The organism is Agromyces sp. G08B096 (genome assembly GCF_040267705.1).
Taxonomy (GTDB): Bacteria; Actinomycetota; Actinomycetes; order Actinomycetales; family Microbacteriaceae; genus Agromyces.
The window spans coordinates 3052954-3067985 of record NZ_CP158374.1 but is presented as its reverse complement, the minus strand read 5'-3'; the positions used below and the strand labels follow the sequence as shown (position 1 = coordinate 3067985).

Below are 15032 nucleotides of genomic sequence, written 5' to 3'. Positions count from 1 at the left end.
ATGCCTCGGCCGTGCACAGCCCAATCTACGGTTGGTTTGGCCGTGGGGCATCCGTCGCCTAAACTTGCTGAGGTTGCGGTTCGAAACCAAGCTTTTCCATGCCCGGAATCGGGTAGGAAGCAAAGGGCCGGGCGCGACTCCGACGAGGGCGAGAGTCCTCGAAGGGCGGTGGCTCAATTGGTAGAGCAGCGGTCTCCAAAACCGCAGGTTGCAGGTTCGAGTCCTGTCCGCCCTGCGAGCCGGCAGTGAATGCCGGCCCACGAAAGGGAATACGAGTGGCCCGGAAAGTCATCGACGAACCCAGCGAGGACGTCGTCGCCAACGCCAAGCGCGATCGCGCGGCGAAGCGCAACCCGTTCTCGCGGATCGCCCTGTTCATCAGGCAGGTCTTCGCCGAGCTGAAGAAGGTCGTCACCCCGACTCGCCGTGAGCTCATCAGCTTCACGGCCGTGGTGCTCGTGTTCGTCGTCATCATGATGGCGATCGTGGCCGGGCTGGACTGGATCTCCGGCCTCATCGTGGTGTACCTCTTCGGTCAACCGGGCGTCTGATCGGGCCCTCGGTGCCGAAGCGGGATCCCGGATCGGATCTCCGATCCGGCGAGAGAGAAGGATCAACGAAGTGACGAAGTACGAGCGCGACGACGTCGACTGGGCGACCGCCGCCGAGCAGTCGGCCGAGGACGACGAGGCCCAGGAGGGCTCGTCGCTCGAGCACGACGAAGAGTCGGTCGAGCCGGCCGAGCAGCGCGCCGTGCACGTCGTCGACGACGAGGGCAACGACATCGACCTCGACGCCGTCCTCGACGCGATCGCCGAGGCCGCCGACCCCGAGGCCGACGCCGTCGTGGACGACGCCCTCGACATCGACTCCGTCGAGGAGGCGGAGGCCGCCGCCGAGGCGACCGAGGAGGAGGCCGAGGAGGCCGCCGACCCGTACGAGGAGTTCCGCAACGAGCTGCGCTTCCTCCCGGGCAAGTGGTACGTCATCCACTCCTACGCCGGGTTCGAGCGCCGCGTGAAGGCGAACATCGAGCAGCGCCGCGAGTCGATGGCCATGGCCGATTACATCTACCAGGTCGAAGTGCCCATGGAAGACGTGGTCGAGATCAAGAACGGCCAGCGCAAGATGGTCACCCGCGTCCGCATCCCCGGCTACGTGCTCGTCCGCATGGAGCTGAACGAGGAGAGCTGGTCGGTCATCCGGCACACCCCGGGCGTCACCGGCTTCGTCGGCAACGCGCACAACCCGACGCCGCTGCGCTTCGAGGAGGCCTTCGGCATGCTGAAGAGCCTCGTCACGCCGGCCGACGTGCCCGTCGCGAAGGGCTCGAAGGCCGCCGCGGCGAGCGGCGCCGCCCGTGCCATCCCCGCCGAGGTCGACTTCGAGATCGGCGAGACCATCACCATCAAGGACGGCTCGTTCGCGGGCCTGCCCGGCACGATCAACGAGATCAAGCCCGAGAGCGGCAAGCTCACGGTGCTCGTCTCGCTGTTCGAGCGCGAGACCCCGGTCGAGCTCAGCTTCGACCAGGTCACCAAGCTCTAGAAGGCTCCCAGCCCGCGCGAAGCAACCCTCCGGTATCATCGGAGGGTTGTGCCGCGTGAGCACACCGACCACCGCGTCCCGGATCCGCCGGGTGTCGCGGGAGAGTGCCCCACCAGGGGCGTTCGATCAGAAAGAGAGAAATCATGGCACCGAAGAAGAAGGTCACTGGTCTGATCAAGCTTCAGATCAACGCCGGCGCCGCCAACCCCGCACCGCCCATCGGTCCGGCGCTGGGTCAGCACGGCGTGAACATCATGGAGTTCTGCAAGGCCTACAACGCGGCGACCGAGTCGCAGCGCGGCAACGTGATCCCCGTCGAGATCACGGTCTACGAAGACCGCAGCTTCACCTTCGTCCTGAAGACCCCGCCCGCCGCCGAGCTCATCAAGAAGGCCGCCGGCGTCGCCAAGGGCTCCGGCGTCCCGCACACCACCAAGGTCGGCAAGATCTCGCCCGACCAGGTCCGTGCGATCGCCGAGCAGAAGATGGCCGACCTCAACGCCAACGACCTCGACGCCGCGTCGAAGATCATCGCGGGCACCGCCCGTTCGATGGGCATCACGGTCGAGTAATCGGCTCCGGATGCCTCGGCATCCGCACACAGAACTCTCATTCGTGGCAGCGCCGGCCAGGCGCGATGACCACACTCTCGCTAGGAGAATCCACATGGCACAGAAGTCCAAGGCCTACCGGGCCGCGGCCGAGAAGATCGAGGCCGGCAAGTACTACACCCCGACCGACGCCGTCGCGCTCGCGAAGGAGACCGGCTCGGCCAAGTTCGACGCCACCGTCGAGGTCGCGCTGAAGCTCGGCGTCGACCCGCGCAAGGCCGACCAGATGGTGCGCGGCACCGTCATCCTCCCGCACGGCACGGGCAAGACCGCCCGCGTCATCGTGTTCGCGACCGGCCCCGCGGCCGAGGCCGCGATCGCCGCGGGCGCCGACGAGGTCGGCGGCGCCGAGCTCATCGAGAAGGTCGCCGGCGGTTACACGTCGTTCGACGCGGCCGTCGCGACGCCCGAGCTCATGGGCCAGGTCGGCCGTCTCGGCAAGGTGCTCGGCCCGCGCGGCCTCATGCCGAACCCGAAGACCGGCACCGTGACCCCGAACCCGGCCAAGGCCGTCGAGGAGATCAAGGGCGGCAAGATCGAGTTCCGCGTCGACAAGCACGCCAACGTGCACTTCGTCGTCGGCAAGGCGTCGTTCTCGCAGGAGCAGCTCGACGACAACCTCAAGGCCGCCCTCGAAGAGGTCGTGCGTCTGAAGCCGTCGAGCGCGAAGGGCCGCTACATCCAGAAGGGCGCCGTGTCGACCACGTTCGGCCCCGGCATCCCGCTGGACGTCAACGCCATCTGAGTCGCCCCGCGACCTTCGAAGGGCCCGCCGGTTCGCCGGCGGGCCCTTCGCCGTCTCCGGATGCCCCGCCGGTCGATGCCGGCGCACCCAGCCCGGCGCCGGCTCCGGTCAGTGCCTGATCTCGAACCCCGATGCTCCGAGGGGTTCGGTTTCCGTGACGTCGACGCCATCTACGTGCGCGCCCGCCGGCCCGGTGCCGAGCCAGTCGAGCATCGCCTGAACCGCGGTCTGCGGCCCCTCGAGCTCGGCCTCGACGGCCCCGTCGGGCCGGTTGCGGACCCAGCCGGCGACCTCGAGGCGGCGTGCCTCGCGTGCGGCGCCGAAGCGGAATCCGACGCCCTGGACGATTCCGCGCACGACGACGCGTCGACGGATGACCGGCATGGTGCCACGCTATACCGGGCGCAGGGTGCGCTCGCCGATGACGGCGGCCGGGCGTAGCATCCGTGCCATGAGCGAACGATCGAAGGTGATCTGGGCCGTCGTCGGCCTCGCCATCGCGGTGGTCGGCGCCGACCTCTGGCTGTCGCGCCTCGGCGCGTGGGGGCTCGTGATCTACTGCACGGTGCTCGGCGCGGTGATCGGCTGGCTGCTCGTGGCCGACCATCTGCGGCGGCCGCACGGCGCCGGCCGTCCAGACCCCGGCGCGAGCCCGCACGGGCTCGAATGGTCGCCCTGAGCGCCGGATCCCGCGTGCGGCGAGTAGGCTGCCCGCCATGGGGGAGCTGAGCGACTACATCGCCGGACTCGACGGGCCGGATCGCGACGTCATCGAGCGGATCCGGGCACGTGCCGTCGCGCTCGTGCCCGATGCCGAGGAGGGCCGCAGCTACGGCATGCCGGCGTTGCGGTACCGCGGCTCGCCGCTGCTCAGCGTCATGTCGACGAAGGACCACATCGGCCTCTACCCCTACAGTCCGGCGGTGATCGACCACGTCGCCGGCGACCTCGAGGGCTTCTCCCGGTCGAAGGGCACCATCCGCTTCAGCGCCGACCACCTGCTGCCCGACACGCTGGTCGACCGCATCGTCCTCCTCCGGCGCGACGAGATCGACGCCAAGGCGAAATGAATCGAGCGGATGCCCCGTCCGGGACATCCGCTCGATCCGATCGCGTCGACGTCAGCCGATGCGGATCATCTTCTTGTTGACGAACTCGTCGGCACCGAAGCGGCCGAGCTCGCGGCCCGAGCCCGAGCGCTTGATGCCGCCGAAGGGCAGCTCGGCGCCGTCGGCGAGCACGACGTTCACGAAGACCATGCCGGCCTCGATCTGGTCGGCGACCCGCAGGGCCTGCTCCTGGTCGGTCGTGTACACGTACGAGCCGAGCCCGAAGGGCGTGTCGTTCGCGATGCGCACGGCGTCGGCCTCGTCCTTCGCGCGGAAGACCTGCGCCACGGGGCCGAAGAACTCCTCCTTGGACGCGGGGTTGTCGGACGAGACATCCGTCAGCACCGTCGTCTGGAAGAAGGCGCCGTCGCGGCCGCCGCCGCGCACGAGCGTCGCGCCGTGCTCGACCGCCCGCTTGACCTGCTCGTCGAGGCCCTCGGCGGCCTTCAGCGACGACAGCGGGCCGAGCGCCGAGTCGGGCGAGGTCGGGTCGGTCGCCTCGACCTCGGCGAGCTTCGCGGTGAAATTCTCGAGGAACGGCTCGTACAGCTCGTCGGCGACGATGAAGCGCTTCGCCGCGTTGCACGACTGGCCGCTGTTGTCGAGGCGGGCGTCGACGGCGTTCTGCACCGTGGCGTCGAGGTCGTCGGTCGAGAGCAGGATGAAGGGGTCCGAGCCGCCCAGCTCGAGCACGACCTTCTTGAGGTTGCGGCCGGCGATCTCGGCGACGGCCGCACCCGCCCGCTCGGAGCCGGTCAGGGAGACGCCCTGCACCCGGGGATCGGCGATGACGCGCTCGATCTGGTCGTGCGACGCGTAGATGTTCACGTAGGCGCCCGCCGGGAAGCCGGCGTCGCGGAAGATGGCCTCGATGGCCGCGGCCGATTCGGGGCACTGCTCGGCGTGCTTCAGCAGGACGGTGTTGCCGATGACGAGGTTCGGGCCGGCGAAGCGGGCGACCTGGTAGTACGGGAAGTTCCACGGCATGATGCCGAGCAGCACGCCGAGCGACGAGCGGCGGATGACCGCGGAGCCCTCGCCGTCGAGCAGCTGGATCGGCTCGTCCTGCAGGAACTCCGCCGCGTGGTCGGCGTAGTACTCGTAGATCGCGCCGGCGAAGTCGACCTCGCCGAGGGCCTGCTCGATCGGCTTGCCCATCTCGCGGACGATGATCTCGGCGAGCTGCTGCCGGCGCTCGACGTGCAGCTCGCCGACACGGCGGACGAGCGAGGCACGCTCCTCGAGCGTCGACTGCTTCGACCACGTGCGGTGCGCCTCGTCGGCCGAGGCGATCGCCGACTCCAGCTCGGCGTCGCTGATCGTGGGGTAGGTCTGGATCGTCTCTCCGGTAGCCGGATTGACCACGGCGTAGCTCATTGCGCTCCTCTTCCGACGGTGCACGGGGACTCGTCGACCGGGCGGTGACGACGGTGCACACCTGCGTCCAGCCTACGTCGGGCACCAACCGCCGGGTATGGACGAGGTGTCGAGTGCGGGCGCCGCGTTCGACGACCTGTACATCCGGCGGGCGCGCCGGCGATGGGTAGGGTGGCCGTGGTCGAGCTGAGGAGGGCCGATGGGCGTGCTGCGAGACATCCGCGTCGCCGATTTCTCGCGCGTGCTCGCGGGCCCGTACGCCACCATGACCCTCGCCGACTTCGGCGCCGACGTAATCAAGGTCGAACCGCCGGGCGGCGACGACACGCGCGCGTGGCGGCCGCCGGTGGATGCCTCGGGCGAGGCGACGTACTTCGGCAGCGTGAACCGCAACAAGCGGTCGGTCGTGCTCGACCTCACGACCGAGGCGGGGCGGGCCGAGGCCGTGCGCCTCGCGTCGAGCGCCGACGTCGTCGTGGAGAACTTCCGGCCGGGCGTCATGCAGCGCTTCGGGCTCGGCTACGAGCAGCTGCGTGCCCGCAACCCGCGGCTCGTCTACTGCTCGATCACCGGCTTCGGTGCGGGCGCCGGGGCGACCCTCGCCGGGTACGACCTGCTCGTGCAGGCCGTCGGCGGGCTCATGTCGATCACGGGCGAGCCCGACGGCGAGCCGGCGAAGGTCGGCGTCGCCCTGGTCGACGTCCTCACGGGGCAGAACGCCGTCGCCGGCATCCTGCTCGCGCTCCGTGAGCGCGACCGTAGCGGGGAGGGGCAGCTCGTCGAGGTGAACCTCCTGCAGGGCCTGCTCGCCGGACTCACCAACCAGGCCGGGTCGACGCTCGCGACGGGGCATCCGCCGCGCCGGCTCGGCAACCAGCACCCCTCGATCGCGCCGTACGCGGTGTTCCGCGCCGCCGATCGCGACCTCGTCATCGCCGTCGGCAACGACCGCCAGTTCCGGGCGCTCGCCGGCGTGCTCGGCCGGCCGGGGCTCGCCGGTGATGCGCGCTACGCGACGAACGAGGCGCGCGTGGGCCATCGCGACGCGCTCCGCGACGAGCTCGTCGCCGCCCTCGCGAACGGCCGCGCCGCCGACTGGGTCGAGCGGCTCACTCAGGCGGGCGTGCCCGCGGGCCTGGTCAACGACGTCGCCGAGGCGATCGCGTTCGCCGAGGGGCTCGGGATCGAGCCCGTCGTCGACCTCGACGGCCGCCGCTCGATCGCCGACCCGATCGGCCTGTCGCGGGCGCCCGCCGCCTACCGGACCCCGCCGCCCGCGCTCGACGAGCACGCCGGAGCCGACTGGAGCACCGAATCCCGACGAGAGGATCCCCGATGACCACCGCCCCCCGCATCGACGCCGTCTTCGACCTCGACGCCCTCCTCACCGAGGAGGAGCGCGACTGGCAGCAGCGCGCCCGCGCGTTCGCGCAGGAGCGGATCGTGCCGGTCATCGAGGAGGACTTCGAGGCCAAGCACTTCCGCCGCGAGCTCGTGCCCGAGCTCGGCGCGGCCGGGTTCCTCGGCATGCACCTGACGGGGTACGGCTGCGCGGGCGCCGGAGCGGTCGCCTACGGACTCGTCTGCCTCGAGCTCGAGGCGGCCGACAGCGGCTGGCGCACGTTCGTCTCGGTGCAGGGCTCGCTCGCGATGAGCGCCATCCACAAGTACGGCTCGGACGCGCAGAAGGAGCGCTGGCTGCCCGGCATGGCGGCCGGCGAGCTGATCGGATGCTTCGCCCTCACCGAGCCGCAGGGCGGCAGCGACCCCGCCGCCATGACCACGGTGGCCCGTCGCGACGGCGACGAGTGGGTCATCGACGGCGCCAAGCGATGGATCGGGCTGGCCTCCCTCGCCGACGTGGCGGTCGTCTGGGCGCGCGTCGAGGAGGCCGGCGCCGACGGGGCGAACACCGCCGGCGAGGGCGCTCGCGCGGTGCGCGGCTTCCTCGTGCCCACCGGCACGCCGGGATTCACGGCGACGCCCATCGACGGGAAGCTCTCGATGCGCGCGTCGGTGCAGTGCGATATCGCGCTCGACGGCGTGCGGGTGCCCGCCGACGCGATGCTGCCGGGCGCGGCCGGGCTCTCGGGGCCGTTCGGGTGCCTGAACGAGGCGCGCTACGGCATCGTCTGGGGCGCCATGGGCGCCGCCCGCTCGTGCCTCGAAGCCGCGCTCGAACGGTCGGTGACCCGCGAGGTCTTCGGCAAGCCGATCGGCGCGAACCAACTCACCCAGGCCAAGCTCGCCGACATGCTCGTCGAGGTCGAGAAGGGCGTGCTGCTCGCCCTCCACCTCGGCCGGCTGAAGGAACGCGGCGCGCTCACCCCGGCGCAGATCTCGGTGGGCAAGCTCAACAGCGTGCGCGAGGCGCTGCGCATCGCCCACGAGGCGCGGTCGATCCTCGCTGGCGACGGCATCACGAACGCGTGGCCCGTGATGCGGCACGCCGCGAACCTCGAATCGGTGCGCACGTACGAGGGCACCGACGAGATCCACCAGCTCGTCATCGGTCGGGCGCTCACGGGACTGAGCGCGTTCTAGCGGCCCCGGCGCGACGCGGGCCGGGGCCGCCTGGCCGGCTCAGTTGACGCCGGGGATGACCAGCCAGTGGTTCACGAGGACGAGCCAGATCGCGACCACGACGAGCGCAGCCACGGTGAGCCCGCGGCCGGTGCGGCCGCCGATGAACAGGGCGAGCACGAGGGCGATCAGCGTGGCGACGCCGAGCACGATCGAGCCGAAGGGGATGTTCGGCAGGAACAGCGACAGCAGGAACAGCGCCGCGACGATCACCTCGATGACGCCGACGACGGTCGAACCGCCGCGGGCGCGGAGCCGCCAGATGCCGTCGACGAGGGCGAGCACGCCGCCGGCGAGGGCGATGACGAGGAGCCAGGACAGGGTGATCATGTCAGACCTTCCGTTGGTGTGGGGGGCACCGCGACGCGGGAGGGATCCCGCGACGTCCGTCACGCTAGCGATGCCCCGGCGGCGGGGACGAGGGGTTGCGGTGCCCGCCGGCGAGCCGGTATGCCGACGACGGAATACGGCGGACGGGAATGCCATACGGCGTCATCGGGTTGGGCTCCGTCGTGCTCCCGTGCTGGACTTGACCCGTCGGGGGCGATCGATCGATGCCCTCCGGCAGCCGACATCCCCACGAAGGAGCCGTTCCGTGACCCACCCCCGCCGTTTCCGCACCGTCCTCGGTCTCGCCGCCGCATCCGCCGCGGTGATCGCGCTCGCCGCCTGCTCCTCCGGCGACGGCGGAACGCAGGGCGGCGCCTCCGCGGAGGGCGACGAGTACGGCCTCGTCACGGGTGGCACCCTGACGGTCGCCACCGAGGGCACCTACCGGCCGTTCAGCTTCCACGACGAGGGCTCGGGCGACCTGGTCGGCTATGACGTCGAGATCGCCGAGGCCGTGGCGGAGAAGCTCGGCCTCGAGATCGAGTTCCAGGAGACCCAGTGGGACGCGATCTTCGCGGGCCTCGACGCCGGCCGCTTCGACGTCGTCGCGAACCAGGTCTCGATCAACCCAGAGCGCGAGGAGGACTACCTCTTCAGCGAGCCGTACACCGTCTCACCGGGTGTCATCGTCGTGAACGAGGGCGACACCTCCATCTCGAGCTTCGACGACCTCGCCGGCAAGACGACGGCGCAGTCGCTCACGAGCAACTGGTACGAGCTCGCGCAGGAGTCGGGCGCGAACGTCGAGGCCGTCGAGGGCTGGGCGCAGGCGGTGGCTCTGCTCGAGCAGGGCCGGGTCGACGCGACCATCAACGACAAGCTCACCTTCCTCGACTACGTGAACACCACGCCGGGCGCCCCGATCGAGATCGCCGCCGAGACCGATGACCCCTCGCTCAGCGCCTTCGCGGCCCGCAAGGAGTCGACCGCGCTCGTCGAGGCCATCGACCGCGCCCTCGCGGAGCTCCGCGAGGAGGGCGTGCTCGCCGAGCTCGGCGAGAAGTACTTCGGCGAGGACGTCTCCGAGTAGGCTCCGCCGGTATGGTGGCTCCGCGGCGGACGCCGCCGGAGGGAGGCCGGGCATGAGCGACGGCTGGCAGCTGTTCCTCGACTCGTTGTGGCCCATCGTGCTGGGCGGGCTGACGGGCACGATCCCGCTGGCGCTCGCCTCGTTCGTGATCGGTCTCGTGATCGCGCTCGGGGTGGCCCTCGCGCGGATCTCGAAGAACCGGGTGCTCCGAGCGATCGCGCGCGCGTACGTCTCGGTCATCCGCGGCACGCCGTTGCTCGTGCAGCTCTTCGTGATCTTCTACGGTCTGCCGACGATCGGGCTCGTCATCGATCCGTGGCCGAGTGCGATCGCCGCGTTCTCGCTGAACGTCGGCGGGTACGCCGCCGAGGTGATCCGCGCGGCGATCCTCTCGGTGCCGAAGGGCCAGTGGGAGGCGGGGTACACGATCGGGATGTCCCGCGGCCGCACCCTGCGGCGGATCATCCTGCCGCAGGCCGCCCGGGTGTCGGTGCCCCCGCTGTCGAACACGTTCATCTCGCTGGTGAAGGACACCTCGCTCGCCTCGCTCATCCTCGTCACCGAGCTGTTCCGGGTGGCGCAGGAGATCGCGGCGTTCAGCCGGGAGTTCATGCTGCTCTACCTCGAGGCGGCGCTCGTGTACTGGGTCTTCTGCCTCGTGCTCTCCGCCGGGCAGACCCGCATCGAGAGGAGGCTCGATCGCTATGTCGCCACAGCCTGACGCGCTCGCCCCGCAGGCGGCGCCCGACGACTCGGTGCTCGTGACCGTGCGCGGCATCCGGAAGGCCTTCGGCCGGAACGAGGTGCTCCGCGGCGTCGACCTCGACGTGCGCCGGGGCGAGGTGGTCGCCCTCATCGGACCGAGCGGGTCGGGCAAGACGACCGTGCTGCGCTCGCTGAACGGGCTCGAGACGCCCGACGCGGGCGTGCTCACGGTCGACGGCGGGCCGAGCATCGACTTCGCCGCCGACCGCCCGCTGCCGAAGGCGACCCGCTACGCGCTCCGCGACCGCTCGGCGATGGTGTTCCAGCAGCACAACCTGTTCCCGCACATGACGGTCATCGAGAACGTGATCGAGGGCCCGGTGCAGGTGCAGCGGATGCCCCGCGCCGAGGCGACGGCACGCGCTGAGGCGCTGCTCGCCCGCGTCGGGCTCGCCGAGAAGCGCGACGCGTACCCCTTCGAGCTGTCAGGCGGGCAGCAGCAGCGGGTCGGCATCGTGCGCGCGCTCGCACTCGAACCCGACCTGCTGCTCTTCGACGAGCCGACGAGCGCACTCGACCCCGAGCTCGTGGGCGAGGTGCTGCTGGTCATCAAGGAGCTCGCCGACGAGGGGTGGACGATGGTCATCGTCACCCATGAACTCGCGTTCGCGCGGCAGGTGGCCGACGAGGTCGTCTTCCTCGACGGCGGGGTCATCGTGGAACGCGGCGCGCCGGCGAAGCTGTTCACGTCGCCCCGTGAGGAACGCACGCGGCGGTTCCTCGACCGGATCCTCCGGCCGTTCGACTGACCCGCCCGGCGCCGACGACGCGCGTCGGCGTCGGCGCCGCGTACCGTGGAGGCATGTCCCCGCGTACCGCGCGCCGGTTCCTGGGCGGATTCCGCCTCGCGGTCGCGGTGCTCGAGGTCGTGGCCATCGTCGGCAACTTCCAGTACGTGCTGGGGTTCCGCTTCTTCGCGACGGCGAACTTCTTCAGCTACTTCACGATCCAGTCGGCGTTCCTCGCCGTGCTCGTGCTGGTCGTCGGCGGCGTGTTCGCGCTGGCGGCGCCCCGCGATCCCGCCTGGCTCGGGATCGTCCGCACGATCGCGACGGTGTACGTCGTGGTCTCGGGCATCGTCTTCGGGCTCATCGTCAGTCAGGCCTCGACGCGCGACTACCGCATCGAGGTGCCGTGGTCGGACACGCTGCTGCATTTCGTGGTGCCGGCGCTCGCGCTCGTCGCGTGGACGACGGACAGCATTATGGCGGTGAACCCGCGCGTGCCGTGGTCGACGATCGGCTGGGTCCTCGCCTATCCGACGCTGTGGCTCGGGTACACGCTCGTGCGCGGACAGGACGTGGGCTGGTTCCCATACTTCTTCCTCGACGAGACGCAGGTGGGCGGCTGGTCGGGCGTGGTGCTGTACTGCCTGCTGTGCCTGACGATCTTCGTGGCCGTGACGGCGGGGCTCGTCGCCCTCAACCGCCGCCTGTGGGCGCGGCGGCGACGAACGGGGCGAGCGCGGCGAGCACCTCGTCGCGGAACTCGTCGTCGTCCAGTTCCTCCAGCCGCCGAGCCTGCTCTCCGGCGATGACTCCCGCGAGCACGGGTTCGTCGCCGGCGAGGCCGGCGTCGATCCAGGCAGCCACGACGGGTGTCTCGCCGACGACGGTGAGCACCTCGCGCACGGGGTCGCCCGCGGCGCCGGTGCGCCAGAACGCCTCGTCGAAGCGCAGCCAGACGAGGTCGACGACGCCCATGCCGAGCACCGAGACCGCGTGCTGGTGCGTGCGCGGCAGGCGGGGCGAGAATCGGATGGTGTCGGTCTGCAGGACGCCGAGCGGGGCGGTCACGACGACTCGGTCCACGCGAAGCGACTCGCCGGTCTCGAGGCGCAGGCTCACGCGCCGGTCGTCGTAGGCGATGCGGGTGACGACGCTGGAGATCGCCACGTCGACGGATGCCGCGAGCTCGTCGACCACGTCGGCGAGCCGGCCCGTGACCAGGGATGCCGGCTGCGAGAGTCGTGCGGGGTCGAAGGCCCGCGCGGAGACCAGGCGGGCCGGTGCCCCGGTGAGCGGCTGCACGCCGCTCTGCAGCGTGTAGCCGAGCCAGTCGGCGGGGGCCGGGCCGGGCACACCTTCGGTGTCGGGTTCCGTCGACAGGTCCCCGGCGCCGCTCGCGGCGAGCGCGGTCGTGAGGCCGACGTCGAAGGGCCAGGTCTCCGCCCACGCGCGCGCGGCCGTGATCGCGTCGATGCCGGTGGGCTGGATCGGCGCCCACACGCCCTCGAGCGTTCGCGCGTCGACGGGAGGCTGCAGCGGCCCGACCTCGACGCCGGCCTCGTCGAGCAGCTCGGCGAGAGCCTCGTCGTCGGCGACGAGCATCGCGCCGAGCTCGATCGTGCCTCGCGGCCGGCCCGTGAGGGCCTCGTCATCGGCCGAGCGGATGCGCCCGCCGATGCGGTCGCGGGCTTCGATGACGACGACGTCGTACCCGCGCTCGACGAGCCGATTCGCGGCGGCGAGGCCGGCGAGGCCGGCGCCGACCACCGCGATGCGTTCGCCGTCCTCCGCGGTGCGCGCGACGGAGTCCGCGGCCGCGAGACCGGAGGCGAGCGCACCGTGCAGCGTGCCGGGCGCGTCCATGGAGCACGCCTCGCCGGCGAACCAGATCCGGTCGGCGACGGGTGCGGAGAGATCGGCCCGGAGGTTGGAGGTCGAGCCGACCGCGTCGAAGCTGAAGGCGCCGCGGGCGAAGGGGTCGGCCGCCCATCTGCTGCGCCGCATCGCCGTCGGGGCGGGGACTCCGGGCGGCAGCGTCGGCGGGGCCGTCGTGGCGGTGGGGCTCGGCGAGGGCGGAGGGGTCGTGCTCGGCACCGGCGTCGGCTCGGGTGCGGTGCAGCTCGCGAGGACGACGGAGGCGGTGCCGGCGAGCGCGGCGGCCAGGAAGGTCCGCCGGGCCATGCCGCCGGGCGTCGCCTCGGAGTCCATGGACTCAGGCTAAACCGCCCGGCGGCGGATCGGCGGGCGCTACCTCCGGTCGTCGTCCTCCACGAGCACGTACGCGTAGTGGCTGATGGCCTTCGGGGTGCCTCTGCCGTTGAACGCGGGTGACTCGAACTCGACCCAGTCGGTCTCGTCGACCTCGGCGTACGCCACGACGGTCGAGCTCTTCACACACGTCGCGACGACCTTGTAGCCGTCGGGCACGGCGAAGCCGATCGAGGTCGCGTCGCCCGCGACCTCCTCGACCTTCGTCCAGCCGTCCGTCTGCGGACAGACGGCGCTGCCCGCCGCCGTCGCCGGAGACGCCGCGCCCAGCGCGAGCAGGAATCCGGCGGCGGCGGCCAGGGCTGCGCCGTTCCTCAGGTGATGCATGGTGGTTCCCCCTTCCCCTCGGCGCCGGACCGGCCGGCGACGGGGTACGCGAGCCATGCTCGTGGGGCCGACGGCCCGCGTCAGCCCCCAGTTCGAGGGAGCGCGCTACCCGACGACGTACCGGTCGGCGATCGCGAGGGCCTCGTCGATGACGTCGAGCCCTCGCCGCAGCTCCTCCTCGGCGATCACCAGGGGCGGTGCCACGTGCATCCGGTTGAAGTGCGTGAACGGCCACACGCCGGCGCGCTTGCACGCGCCTGCGACCTCCGCCATCGGCGCGGCATCCGCACCGGACGCGTTGAACGGCACGAGCGGCTCGCGCGTCGCACGGTCGCGGACCAGCTCGATCGCCCAGAAGAGGCCGAGCCCGCGCACCTCGCCGACCGAGGGATGCGCGGCGGCGATCTCGCGCAGCCGCGGCTCCACGACGCGCGACCCGAGGTCGCGGACGCGCTCGAGGATGCCGTCGCGCTCGAACACCTCGAAGGTCGCGACGCCGGCCGCGCAGGCGAGCGGATGCCCCGAATAGGTGAGGCCGCCCTGGAAGGCCACCGTGTCGAAGTGCGAGGCGATGCGCTGCGAGATGACGACGCCGCCGAGCGGGACGTAGCCCGAGTTCACGCCCTTCGCGAAGGTGATGAGATCGGGAGTCACGCCGAAGTGGTTCACGGCGAACCACTCGCCGATGCGGCCGAAGCCGACCATGACCTCGTCGGCGATGTAGACGATGCCGTACCGGTCGCACAGCTCGCGCACGCCCTGCAGGTAGCCGGGCGGGGGGACGAGCACGCCGTTGGTGCCCACGACGGTCTCGATGATGACGGCGGCGATCGTCGAGGCGCCCTCGAGCGTGATGACCTGCTCGAGATGGGCGAGCGCGCGTTCGGTCTCCTGCTCGGGGGTGTCGGCGTGGAACGAGGAACGGTACGGGTACGGCCCGAGGAAGTGGGCGACGCTGCCGTCGCTCGGCTCGTTGGCCCAGCGCCGGGGGTCGCCGGTGAGCGAGATCGCCGTCGCAGTGCCGCCGTGGTAGCTGCGGTACATCGAGAGCACCTTGCGGCGACCGGTGACCGCACGCGCGAGGCGCACGGCGTACTCGTTCGCGTCGGCGCCGCCGTTCGTGAAGAACACCTTGTCGAGGTCGCCGGGTGCGACCTCGACGATCCGGCGGGCGAGCTCGCCGCGCACGTCGGAGGCCATCGACGGCTGGATCGTCGCGAGCCGCCCGGCCTGCTGCTGGATCGCCGCCACGAGGTCGGGGTGCTGGTGCCCGAGGTTGAGGTTCACCAGCTGCGAGCTGAAATCCAGGTAGGCGTTGCCCTGGTAGTCCCAGAACGTCGAGCCCTCGCCGGCCGCGACGGGCAGCGGGTCGATGAGCGCTTGCGCGCTCCAGGAGTGGAACACGTGCGCCCGGTCGTCGGCGCGCACGCGCGCGTCCGCGTCGAGGTCGGGCAGCGGATGCCGCTCGCCCGAGCGATCGGCGTAGGTCGCGGCCGGCGTCTCGGCGTCGGTGGCCGTGTCGGTTCCTGAGAGGAGGTCGGTCATCGGATG

Annotated in this window: 18 protein-coding genes and 1 tRNA gene; 13 read left to right on the top strand and 6 right to left on the bottom strand. The window is 71.3% G+C overall.

What is annotated here, in order from left to right; genetic code table 11:
* Positions 1-162 precede the first annotated feature (162 nt).
* The 5 genes from ABIQ69_RS14655 (at position 163) to rplA (ending at position 2904) form a co-directional block, all read left to right on the top strand.
* Positions 163-235: transfer RNA gene (locus ABIQ69_RS14655), tRNA-Trp, on the top strand.
* Positions 236-275: 40 nt separating this feature from the next.
* Positions 276-551, top strand: coding sequence for a preprotein translocase subunit SecE (gene secE / locus ABIQ69_RS14650; RefSeq protein WP_350347864.1), 276 nt, complete (start codon positions 276-278; stop codon positions 549-551).
* A gap of 70 nt (positions 552-621) precedes the next feature.
* Complete coding sequence (nusG, locus tag ABIQ69_RS14645; protein WP_350347863.1) at positions 622-1548, top strand: transcription termination/antitermination protein NusG; 927 nt, start codon at positions 622-624, stop codon at positions 1546-1548.
* A gap of 143 nt (positions 1549-1691) precedes the next feature.
* Positions 1692-2120, top strand: a complete 429-nt coding sequence (gene rplK, locus ABIQ69_RS14640) for a 50S ribosomal protein L11 (RefSeq protein WP_127792295.1) — start codon at positions 1692-1694, stop codon at positions 2118-2120.
* 94 nt (positions 2121-2214) lie between these two features.
* A complete protein-coding gene (rplA, locus tag ABIQ69_RS14635; RefSeq protein WP_350347862.1) occupies positions 2215-2904 on the top strand; it encodes a 50S ribosomal protein L1 in 690 nt (229 codons plus the stop codon).
* 108 nt (positions 2905-3012) lie between these two features.
* On the opposite strand, the gene ABIQ69_RS14630 is transcribed toward rplA, so the two are convergent.
* On the bottom strand, positions 3013-3288 hold the full coding sequence (locus ABIQ69_RS14630) for an acylphosphatase (protein WP_350347861.1): 276 nt from the start codon (positions 3286-3288) through the stop codon (positions 3013-3015).
* Positions 3289-3355: 67 nt separating this feature from the next.
* Between ABIQ69_RS14630 and ABIQ69_RS14625 the strand changes: the two genes are divergently transcribed.
* Together ABIQ69_RS14625 and ABIQ69_RS14620 are read left to right on the top strand one after the other, a co-directional pair.
* On the top strand, positions 3356-3583 hold the full coding sequence (locus ABIQ69_RS14625; protein ID WP_350347860.1) for a hypothetical protein: 228 nt from the start codon (positions 3356-3358) through the stop codon (positions 3581-3583).
* A gap of 37 nt (positions 3584-3620) precedes the next feature.
* Positions 3621-3974, top strand: coding sequence for a DUF1801 domain-containing protein (locus tag ABIQ69_RS14620; RefSeq protein ID WP_350347859.1), 354 nt, complete (start codon positions 3621-3623; stop codon positions 3972-3974).
* Positions 3975-4025: 51 nt separating this feature from the next.
* Here the strand turns inward: ABIQ69_RS14620 and ABIQ69_RS14615 are convergent, their stop codons facing one another.
* On the bottom strand, positions 4026-5390 hold the full coding sequence (locus ABIQ69_RS14615; RefSeq protein ID WP_350347858.1) for an NAD-dependent succinate-semialdehyde dehydrogenase: 1365 nt from the start codon (positions 5388-5390) through the stop codon (positions 4026-4028).
* Positions 5391-5589: 199 nt separating this feature from the next.
* On the opposite strand from ABIQ69_RS14615, the gene ABIQ69_RS14610 reads away from it, so the two are divergent.
* The gene (locus ABIQ69_RS14610; RefSeq protein ID WP_350347857.1) at positions 5590-6729 is read left to right on the top strand and encodes a CoA transferase; all 1140 of its coding nucleotides are present in this window, start codon (positions 5590-5592) and stop codon (positions 6727-6729) included.
* Positions 6726-7934 (top strand): acyl-CoA dehydrogenase family protein, encoded by a 1209-nt coding sequence (locus ABIQ69_RS14605; RefSeq protein WP_350347856.1) that lies wholly within the window; start codon positions 6726-6728, stop codon positions 7932-7934. The genes ABIQ69_RS14610 and ABIQ69_RS14605 overlap by 4 nt, the downstream gene beginning before the upstream one ends.
* Positions 7935-7973: 39 nt before the next feature.
* Here the strand turns inward: ABIQ69_RS14605 and ABIQ69_RS14600 are convergent, their stop codons facing one another.
* Complete coding sequence (locus tag ABIQ69_RS14600; protein ID WP_350347855.1) at positions 7974-8303, bottom strand: hypothetical protein; 330 nt, start codon at positions 8301-8303, stop codon at positions 7974-7976.
* A gap of 265 nt (positions 8304-8568) precedes the next feature.
* On the opposite strand from ABIQ69_RS14600, the gene ABIQ69_RS14595 reads away from it, so the two are divergent.
* Genes ABIQ69_RS14595 through ABIQ69_RS14580 form a run of 4 tightly spaced genes read left to right on the top strand, consistent with a single transcriptional unit; the run spans position 8569 to position 11695 of the window.
* Positions 8569-9393, top strand: coding sequence for an amino acid ABC transporter substrate-binding protein (locus ABIQ69_RS14595; protein WP_350347854.1), 825 nt, complete (start codon positions 8569-8571; stop codon positions 9391-9393).
* A gap of 52 nt (positions 9394-9445) precedes the next feature.
* Complete coding sequence (locus ABIQ69_RS14590; RefSeq protein WP_350347853.1) at positions 9446-10114, top strand: amino acid ABC transporter permease; 669 nt, start codon at positions 9446-9448, stop codon at positions 10112-10114.
* Positions 10098-10907, top strand: coding sequence for an amino acid ABC transporter ATP-binding protein (locus ABIQ69_RS14585; protein ID WP_350347852.1), 810 nt, complete (start codon positions 10098-10100; stop codon positions 10905-10907). The genes ABIQ69_RS14590 and ABIQ69_RS14585 overlap by 17 nt, the downstream gene beginning before the upstream one ends.
* 53 nt (positions 10908-10960) lie before the next feature.
* Positions 10961-11695 carry a Pr6Pr family membrane protein gene (locus tag ABIQ69_RS14580; RefSeq protein WP_350347851.1) on the top strand — a complete coding sequence of 245 codons (735 nt, stop codon included), beginning with the start codon at positions 10961-10963 and terminating at the stop codon, positions 11693-11695.
* On the opposite strand, the gene ABIQ69_RS14575 is transcribed toward ABIQ69_RS14580, so the two are convergent.
* The 3 genes from ABIQ69_RS14575 to ABIQ69_RS14565 form a co-directional block, all read right to left on the bottom strand.
* Positions 11580-13094 carry an FAD-dependent oxidoreductase gene (locus ABIQ69_RS14575; protein WP_350347850.1) on the bottom strand — a complete coding sequence of 505 codons (1515 nt, stop codon included), beginning with the start codon at positions 13092-13094 and terminating at the stop codon, positions 11580-11582. The genes ABIQ69_RS14580 and ABIQ69_RS14575 overlap by 116 nt on opposite strands.
* Before the next feature lie 39 nt (positions 13095-13133).
* Complete coding sequence (locus tag ABIQ69_RS14570; protein ID WP_350347849.1) at positions 13134-13481, bottom strand: hypothetical protein; 348 nt, start codon at positions 13479-13481, stop codon at positions 13134-13136.
* A gap of 105 nt (positions 13482-13586) precedes the next feature.
* Positions 13587-15026 (bottom strand): aspartate aminotransferase family protein, encoded by a 1440-nt coding sequence (locus tag ABIQ69_RS14565; protein WP_350347848.1) that lies wholly within the window; start codon positions 15024-15026, stop codon positions 13587-13589.
* Positions 15027-15032 lie beyond the last annotated feature (6 nt).